This window comes from Pseudomonas sp. F220 (genome assembly GCF_057813935.1).
In genome coordinates this window covers 1-7,021 of the sequence record NZ_JBVASJ010000075.1, presented here as the reverse complement: position 1 = coordinate 7,021, position 7,021 = coordinate 1, and the positions used below count along the sequence as shown (strand labels likewise).

The following is a 7,021-nucleotide window of genomic DNA, read 5'->3' as shown; positions in this document are numbered from 1 at the left end:
TAAAGCCCCGTGGTGTATCCGTCTACCTCGCCCTTTGCACGATACCCGGTGATATCGGAAGTGGTCGTGTTGCGGTCATTGCCATAGCCCGCCAGACCACCCAAACGCCAAGTGCTGCCGTTGCTACTGCTGCCGGCTGCCAGGTCCCCGCCCAGCATCACGCTGTAGCGATTTGCTTTCATTTTCAGTTGTCCGCTGGAGTCCTCGGAACGATTGTGACCACCACCCGTGCGCATCCACAAACTCGTCACCTTGTGCTCGCCGGTCACCGCGTCGGTGTACTCCGTCTCGCCAAGACGATCGTCAAGGTTTGTAGTGAACATGCTATTGGCCGCGGCGAGGTTACCGATATAAGCCCCCGCCTCTGGCCGCAGAACTTGAACACCCGGGCTAGGGTCAACGGGTGGCGTAACCGGGGGATCAACAGGAGGGATGACTGGAGGAGTCAGACTACTACTGAGGTACCAGTTATTAGCGTCCGCACCCGTACCGCGCATAAGGCTGTAATCGTAAGCCCCCGCTGCGATACGGCCCTGTTGTGTGAACTCACCAGCCGAGTTACCGCCGACGCTGATCAACTCCATGCCACTGAGTGTACTGGCCCCCGAACCACCCAAATTATTCACAGACACGCGAGTGGTGCCTGAGGTATCGCCGTTGACCACCAGCTTATCGGTGTTCGATGCGTCATCACCGAGCACGGAATTGAAGACCAGTAATCCCCCGCTGCCTGCGTAATTGCCCTTGACATTAAGTACCGTACCGCCGGCACCACCGAAGGTGACGCTACCGCTATTAGAAAGAGCAGCAACTGTTGCACTGAAACCGCCGAGATCAAGCGTACCGTCGGTACCCACCGTGTAGCCCGACGATGTGGTATTGAACGCGCCTGCCGCCCCTTGGCTGAGTGTGCCCCCAGCCACGCTGGTCAGACCGGTATAGTTATTGATGCCTGAAAGTGTTTGGGTGCCCGCACCGGTTTTGGTTAAACCACCCGTGCCGTCGATCCCCCCGGCAAATGCGCTATCGACACCGCTATCCAACGTGAGATTACCGTGTCCCATCGTAATAGCGCCGGCACCCTTCAGACCGCCAATAGTCATATCCAAATCGGCCATATCGGCGCTGGCGCCTGAAGCGATATTCACCACGCCTGAGCCAAACGCAGTCACAGTAGTCGCCTTCACCATGCCTTTCTCAACCGTCAAGCCACCGCTAAAACTGTTGTCGCCGGACAGAATCAACGTGCCGTCACCGCGTTTCCATACCGCGCCCTGACCGGAAAGCACTTGAGAAACCGTGAATGCATTGTTGGCATCGACGATATCAAAGCCCCCGCCATGCTCGCCGAGTGTCATCGCACGAGCACTCGACGTGTACTGGGTGCCTGTCACCTGGAGCGTACCACCATCAAACGTCAATCCACCTGCGACGGCGCCAAGATTGGCGTCCTCGGAAACCGACAAGGTGCCGCTGCTCAAGGTCCATGCGGTGACATCCCCGGTCGTGCCGGTGAGCGTCCAGGTGCTGTCGCCGGTTTTCTCGAAGGTGCCAAACCCACGATATTGCGCGGTGTTGCCAATGCTGGACACATCAAAAGCTGAGTCGGCATCCCCGCCCAGTTTAAAGGTGTCGGCCTCACTGAACGCAAGCACATTGCCGTTGATGACCGATCCAGCCTGCAGCTCGATTGAGTTTATGCCACCGGTGAATTGCACCGCGGCGGCTTGAGTCGACCCATCGACAGTATGATTACTGCCTGCCACACCGCCGACAATACTGCCAGCATTCACAAGAGAGATATTTTCGCCTTTAACGCCAACCCCTCCGCGACCAACGAAAACACCAAGAGTTGGGTGAGCTATAGTGCCCCCACCACTCCCCCCTGTAATAGAAGCTCCAGCAGCGTTCACGACCTGTCCGCCGCCAGTCAAAAGTACCCCCGCCCCACCGTCCCCGCCGCCAGTGAAGGTTTTCGCGCCTGGCGTTCCCCCATTACCTCCGACAATCGCGCCACTATTGATTAGATTGCCTCCCGGCAATAGTATTACCCCCATGCCACCACCACCACCGCCGCCATCGCCACTTATAGCGCCGCCCGCCCCCCCTTGAATAACACCACCGCTGGCGACGGTAATCCTGGCAGACGTAATAACACCACTTCCGCCGCCGCCGCCTCCAGCATTGCCAGAAGCTCCACCTCCGCCAACGCCACCGCGACCTCCAATCACGCTTCCCGTGCCCGCAATATCGACATCCGCTGTTGCAGTAAGGCCAACACCACCGCCACCGCCACCGCCAGCGCCTACTGTTGTGTCTGCCGACTGACCTGCATCACCAGCGCCGCCTATGATCGCAGTGCTAATGGTTTGGCTTGATGAAACAACCCTGCCTGCCGCACCGACTTCTCCTGGACGGCCATGAGTAGCCCCTCCTGCAGCACCACCATGTGCGCCGGCCCCAGTCGATGTATTTACCGCTCCGCCGCCGCCGCCCGCAACCCCTCCTTGGTAATTAACGGATTCTTTCCCTACCGCCTCATCGTCTGGCCCATCTACACCACCCATTCCACCATCGTGGGAGGCATTTGGGAGAGCTGTCGCACCTTTCCCTCCATCGGCCATCGCCATCGACGGCATCAAAAAACCACTTCCGAGCAGTACAACGCTGCCGACCATTAGCGCCGGCAACCACATCCGTGGTAGGCGCAAAGTCAGTGACTTCAGCTTGAAATCATTATTAACACGCCCCGCACCAAGCAAAAATTTATTTGAAGAGTTCATAGGGTTAAATCCAAAAAAGAACAGAACTGGCGATCAATACAAACGCCACCGCCAGCTTGATAAAACGGACTCGAAGCACGACAAGGCAGGACCAATCGAAAAACTATGGGACTGATCTAACAGCTCGCATGCAGAGCTCACAAACCAAAAGCATGGCCACTTTCAATCATCACAAACAACGACCACACGCACTCTCCACCGAGTCTCATATATTTGCTCCAGGCGTCTCACAATCGAATCACCGACAGTGCGGAGCAGCTAGTAAAACGTCAGAGATATAGAGGTGAAAAGACTCTAACTCGCGAAAGCCCGCGTCATGCAACAGCAACGTGATCAGCATGCCTCTACAATCGGGGCGTTCCGATACATGCCCCCCTTTAAAAACAGGCTTTACACTAACCAAGAATGCAGTGAATCTTTTAAACAAGTCGTGACCTGCACATAATGGAGGGGTCTCACGCTCCGCAACTAAATAGAATGACTTTACCAATGGAGTAAAAAATATGAGTTTAACCAGAACACTTTTTGTCGGCGTGGCGCTGGCCAGCCTGCTACTCGGCGGTTGCACCTCAAAAATCACTCAGAAGGAGCAGTACTCAGGGTTTCTTCCCGACTACAACAATCTGCAGGAAGTCACCACCCCCAGTGGTGAGAAAGCCATGCGTTGGGTGTCCCCGTCCTGGAACGCGAACGCTTACACCACCGTAGTCTTCAAGCAACTGGAACTGTACCCGGCCCCCCAGCCCAATGAGCGGGTCAACCGTCAGACACTGGATCAGTTGCAAACCTACATGAGCGACAATGCCAAAAGCGTTCTGAGCCAGAAGTACCGCGTAGTACCGATCTTCCAACCCACCGTCGCCACTTCGCAGACCCTTGTCTTACGCGCCGCGATTACCGGAGTCACAGCCTCTAATGAGGGCATGAAATGGTACGAGGTACTTCCAGTCGCCGCCGCGATTGGCGCGACTGAGGCGGCCACCGGTCACCGCGACCAAAACACCGAACTGTACGTCGAAGGCGAACTGATCGACGCCAGAAATGGCCAAACGATGGCCAAAGTCGTGCGTAAGCTCCTGGGCGAGCACATAAGAAATGCAAGCCAGCCGATTACTGCCAACGATTTCAAGGCAGCGATAAAAGAGATGACCAACGATATGCAACTATTCTACAAATAACGGTGGAACGTATCGTCGGTTCAGTCAATAGGACTGAACCGCTGATGCTGCCGGGAACACCGGCCACTGACCAGGCCTTGTCGTCAGGAAAAGCCCGGTCAATCCTCTTACGCAAACCGCCATTTTGCGACAGCGAAATAAACGCTTCTCCTTCCAAATCTTCAGGCCCGACTGAACCCAGTGCGCTTATGCACCAAGCCAGATTCGGCATCGACACCCATGTGCGCTTTCATCCCGAAATATACATAATCCCCTTCTTGGTTTGGTGCATTTCGGGGTCGCGCTTACCGTCCTTGTTCTTGGTCGAGCTCAGGGCATGAATAATCGTTGCATCGACCACGATACCTTGGCACAGCATCAAGCCGCGATCACCCAGATACCCGTTGATGACCTGCAAAATCCCACCGGCCATCTCGTGTTTTTCAAGCAAACGACGGAAATTGCGAATGGTAGTTTCATCGGCGATCCGTTCCAGATGCAGCCCGAAAAACTGGCGCAAAATAGTCGTTTCGTAAAGTGCTTCGTCCATCGCCGGATCGCTGTAGCCAAACCAGTTCTACATCAGATGAATCCGCAACATGGCCATCGACGGATACGCCGCACGACCACCTTCGCCTTGCCATTAGTTTTCTCCAGACGAAAAAAACGCTCGATGGCGGCTGGCGGTGTGTCAGGCAGAAAATTTTCTAACCATAGGTCACGCTGATCGGTAAGCCTTTGCGTGGATACAATTGCGCAATTGAAAAAATGTATTGGACGTGAAAATTCTTGGGATACTCAGATTTGGTTTGGCGGCGCTATTTATTATTGTCCATCTTAGCGAGATGGTCGATATTTTTTCAACACTGAGGATTTTTTGCAGTTTTCGGTTTCTATTTAATCTCAGGATATCTAATCAAAATAATTCTGAACAAGGTTTACTCATTTAATTTCGCCTCTTTTGCAACAAACCGCCTTCTTCGACTTTTCCCACATATTACTCCGCCGCAATTATAACGACGTTAACAATATCACTTACCCCTAACGCAAGTGAATATCACAACGCCTAGAGTTTCACGAGAAGACAGATAGACCATATTGGAAACACCCTTATGGGTGATTCCCTCCTTGGTAAAAAATAAGTTTCAACAACTGTTCAGCTCCGGCCAGCATTCATATTAAAACGATACTCCGCAACCTGTAGAATTTTGAACAAATAGTTTTTCTTGCCGGCCCTTATTCGACTCTATCCGTTACACGCCCAAGCGGCGCCTGGTCAAAAAACTCGGTGGAGCCTGTAGGCGCGCACATTTGGAGACCAAATGGCAAGCGCACCGCCTCCCCCGGCAACTCAAGTACGGCGGTCATTGGGGCCAAGCAGTTGTGTCCCGGATAGACATCCTCAGACACCCAGTGCAACAGCATGGCGACCTCAGCCCCAGGGGCCACCTCCACCGGTAGTAATACTGGCCCAGGGTGCATCCCGCGCGGGAGTCGGCGCTCAACCAGCAACGACTGACCATCACCCCCTTCGAAACCTAACGCCGGCAGCGCGTAAAGCTGACAGGCGCGAACCCCGTTGTTACGAAGGATCAGTAGAGTGCCGCGTTGTGACATGCCGTCAAACAGACCATCCCGGTCATCGAAATGAGCCTCCAACTGACGAGTCTGACAAAGGCCTCCCTTATCCTCAGGCGCGGCCTGTACAGGGACAGGCAGTGCGATAGCAGCAACCAGCCCCGCCAGTAGCCTGATGAATAACCGCGGTAGATCTTTCATTCTGCTCCCACCTGCAGGCTACCTGACGCCGATGAATATCATATGCTGGACTTGAAATTGCTAAAATCATTAAAACAGCACAGGACAACGCGAAGATGAATGAATGTAATACCCGCATCAAAATGATGCAATGTAGCGTGCAATTGAAGGACGGTATTGCAGCTGATCAATATGCTGAACCGTTGAAGAGTTTTACCAAAAACCTATTGCTCGAAGAGCAGCTCAGTATATTTCCTTGACACCGCCCCACTGCGCTTACCGCCCGGACCATAATATCGACCCACACGGCACAATCGCTCTTTTACGTCGCAGAAAATGCCATTGGTAAAAGTGAACTCGGTCAAATTGAAATCGCCTTGTAAAAACAGTCTGGTTGCAACTTTTTTACCGAGATACTTCTCAGTGAGTTCTCGTGAAACACCTTCATCATTCGCACATAAATAACTGTCACATAGTACGCCCGGATGAGGGGACTTAAGTGCAGCCAAGTTCCCGGCATTGACAGAGGTCGCCAGCATCGCTGGCAGTAGGGTTAGAAAAAAAGAAAGGCGTGGTCTGTTCATAATATTTTCCTTGCCAAGCTAGATCCTTGGTGATGACTTTACATATTGCTTCAGAACTATCCGCAGCTGGACAACGTAACTAGCGCAATCATATGAGTGGTATTTTTCATCAGCCCGCGTAGCAGAGAATCACTCTGCTTACTCATCAGCGAATACAATATTATTTTCCGCAGCTATCAAATAAGCACGTTTGATTGCTACCTTCATGCATTGAGAGGCTTCTTGTATGGTTTTTCCGTCATCCGCATGCTTGCGTAAGCATGGCGCGAGTTTTGCGCGCCCAGCCTTCTGGAGCCTCTGCTGTGAATTAAAACGTAGCGCACTAGTGTCGATAAAGGATTTAGTCGTATTACGCGAGTCTAGGCCGCTATATCCAACAGGGATTTCCTTAATAGAGTTTCCAGCGGCAAGGAATTGTTTTTTTTGCCTTTCAAGTTCAGAGATGACTGCTTTACGTGGGTCCCGCATAGGTTTGCCGATCATAGCATAATACCCTCATATTTTTACATCGTGGGCCTTAACCTAGGCCCACAACTAATAGAGACATGAATACCCGAAAACTGTATTCGGAAAGCACTGAAGTAACGCCTTCTTTAGAAAGAGTACTTCAAGCCGAGCATGCCGGCAGTGTCCGACCAGCCATTACTCCCCACCTGCTGAGTCAGACTGGTGGTGACGTTCAACTGAGGCATGACATGCCCTTCAACACCGACTCTGAACTCTGCGATGTTGCGACTAC

Annotated in this window: 7 protein-coding genes and 1 pseudogene; 2 read left to right on the top strand and 6 right to left on the bottom strand. The window is 52.9% G+C overall.

The features are described from left to right. A partial coding sequence (locus tag ACZYSM_RS28765; protein WP_489077015.1) for an autotransporter outer membrane beta-barrel domain-containing protein occupies nt 1-1,793 on the bottom strand: 1,793 nt, incomplete at its 3' end. Nucleotides 1,794-2,108: 315 nt separating this feature from the next. Here ACZYSM_RS28765 and ACZYSM_RS28760 point away from each other — a divergent pair. Together ACZYSM_RS28760 and ACZYSM_RS28755 are read left to right on the top strand one after the other, a co-directional pair. Continuing rightward, nucleotides 2,109-2,378: a hypothetical protein gene (locus ACZYSM_RS28760; RefSeq protein ID WP_489077013.1), complete on the top strand. Its 270-nt coding sequence runs from the start codon at nt 2,109-2,111 to the stop codon at nt 2,376-2,378. Nucleotides 2,379-3,286: 908 nt separating this feature from the next. Next, complete coding sequence (locus ACZYSM_RS28755; protein WP_489077011.1) at nt 3,287-3,961, top strand: DUF3313 domain-containing protein; 675 nt, start codon at nt 3,287-3,289, stop codon at nt 3,959-3,961. 176 nt (nt 3,962-4,137) lie between these two features. Here the strand turns inward: ACZYSM_RS28755 and ACZYSM_RS28750 are convergent. From ACZYSM_RS28750 to ACZYSM_RS28730, 5 genes and pseudogenes are all read right to left on the bottom strand, one after another. After that, nucleotides 4,138-4,580: pseudogene (locus ACZYSM_RS28750) on the bottom strand (IS5 family transposase); the annotation flags it as partial. A gap of 596 nt (nt 4,581-5,176) precedes the next feature. Further along, nucleotides 5,177-5,719, bottom strand: coding sequence for a DUF4232 domain-containing protein (locus tag ACZYSM_RS28745; protein WP_489077009.1), 543 nt, complete (start codon nt 5,717-5,719; stop codon nt 5,177-5,179). Between the two features lie 203 nt (nt 5,720-5,922). Continuing rightward, a complete protein-coding gene (locus ACZYSM_RS28740) occupies nt 5,923-6,282 on the bottom strand; it encodes a YcgJ family protein (RefSeq protein WP_489077007.1) in 360 nt (119 codons plus the stop codon). Between the two features lie 138 nt (nt 6,283-6,420). Further along, entirely contained in the window at nt 6,421-6,765 is a 345-nt protein-coding gene (locus tag ACZYSM_RS28735; RefSeq protein WP_489077006.1) for a hypothetical protein, read from the bottom strand. Between the two features lie 110 nt (nt 6,766-6,875). Next, nucleotides 6,876-7,010 (bottom strand): autotransporter outer membrane beta-barrel domain-containing protein, encoded by a 135-nt coding sequence (locus ACZYSM_RS28730; protein ID WP_489077017.1) that lies wholly within the window; start codon nt 7,008-7,010, stop codon nt 6,876-6,878. Between the last annotated feature and the right edge of the window lie 11 nt (nt 7,011-7,021).

Bases quoted from the DNA above. Each gene is read 5' to 3' on its own strand.
- ACZYSM_RS28735 (WP_489077006.1), bottom strand. From the start codon at position 6,765: ATGATCGGCAAACCTATGCGGGACCCACGTAAAGCAGTCATCTCTGAA.
- ACZYSM_RS28755 (WP_489077011.1), top strand. From the start codon at position 3,287: ATGAGTTTAACCAGAACACTTTTTGTCGGCGTGGCGCTGGCCAGCCTG.
- ACZYSM_RS28740 (WP_489077007.1), bottom strand. From the start codon at position 6,282: ATGAACAGACCACGCCTTTCTTTTTTTCTAACCCTACTGCCAGCGATG.
- ACZYSM_RS28745 (WP_489077009.1), bottom strand. From the start codon at position 5,719: ATGAAAGATCTACCGCGGTTATTCATCAGGCTACTGGCGGGGCTGGTT.